Origin of the sequence: Intrasporangium chromatireducens Q5-1 (assembly GCF_000576575.1) — a bacterium.
Classification (GTDB): domain Bacteria; phylum Actinomycetota; class Actinomycetes; order Actinomycetales; family Dermatophilaceae; genus Intrasporangium_A; species Intrasporangium_A chromatireducens.
In genome coordinates this window covers 1-1,076 of the sequence record NZ_AWQS01000507.1, presented here as the reverse complement: position 1 = coordinate 1,076, position 1,076 = coordinate 1, and the positions used below count along the sequence as shown (strand labels likewise).

Below are 1,076 nucleotides of genomic sequence, written 5' to 3'. Positions count from 1 at the left end.
GAGAACCACCCACGGATGGGTCAGGAGAGCCGCATTTTGGTCTCGTGTTTATGGACCAGTTCGGCGAAGCAGACGGGGTCGAGATGGATGTCGATGTCGCTGGCGTGCCGGAAGGCCGCCTCGACCGCGGCCGGCATCACGTCGCTGACCAGGACGGCGAACTCGTCCCAGACGGGGTCGTAGGCGAAGAGCAGGCCCTTGCCGCCGAGCGGGTTGGGACGCAGCGTGATCCGCTGCTCGCCGCGGCCACCCCAGCGGGCACCAAAGTCGCGGTCCGCGCACGAGACGACGCCGTGGCGGGCGGTGAACTCCTTGGGGCCCATCCAGTGGAGCTGCCGTTCCGATGTGGTGGGCGCTGCATGTCCGTATGCCGCTGAGCGCAGCGCAGTCATGTCCGTAACGCCCGCGTCGAGGCTTCTGGTGATGCGTTCGGCGATGACGAACGGGTCGTCTTCGAGCTCGCGGGCGAGGACCAACCCGGCCGCCTGAGCGTAGGCGTTGCGCAACCCGAGCCGGTACCAGTAGTCCACGTCGGTTGAGTCGGCGATGGAGCTGGTTGACGGTGCGGCGTGGTTCAGGCCACGGGAGGTGTTGCTGGACAAGGCGAGCAGGTCGTGCACTGCTCGGTTCGATCCGTGGGGCCAGCGCTCGGACGACGGCCGCCCAGCCGAGGTCAACATGGTGGGCAGGGCAACCGGGGCGGAGGATGGTGCTGACATGGGTGCCTCTCCTGCGTGAGACCGTCTCGCGCGTCATGTCAGGCAAACGAGCCGCTCGTGTCACCATCGGGCGGCGGGGCACTCCTGGCTCAGAAACGCGGAGTTCTTGCCGGACTCGCGGCGCTCGAACCGAGCGCGGCCCACGGCCGGTCCGCACGGTGCTCGAACGGAGTGCACCCCGTTCTGGACACGAGATCCTCCAGGACGCGCCGGGCGTCGTAAAGGGCGCGGATGAACTCCATCCCCGCGGTAGGGGCAGCGGTGTCCGCGTAGCAGCCCCGTTCGTGATCGCGCAACGCGGCGAGGATCTCGACCATGGGCGGGTGCCGGTCCCAGCACGGCGGAATGACGCGAGGA

General features: G+C 68.4%; 1 protein-coding gene and 1 pseudogene. Both read right to left on the bottom strand.

From position 1 onward, the window contains the following. Nucleotides 1-20 precede the first annotated feature (20 nt). Nucleotides 21-719: a hypothetical protein gene (locus tag N864_RS22560; protein WP_155893078.1), complete on the bottom strand. Its 699-nt coding sequence runs from the start codon at nucleotides 717-719 to the stop codon at nucleotides 21-23. An 89-nt stretch (nucleotides 720-808) separates the two neighbouring features. Beyond that, nucleotides 809-1,076, bottom strand: a pseudogene (locus N864_RS25805) (hypothetical protein); the annotation flags it as partial.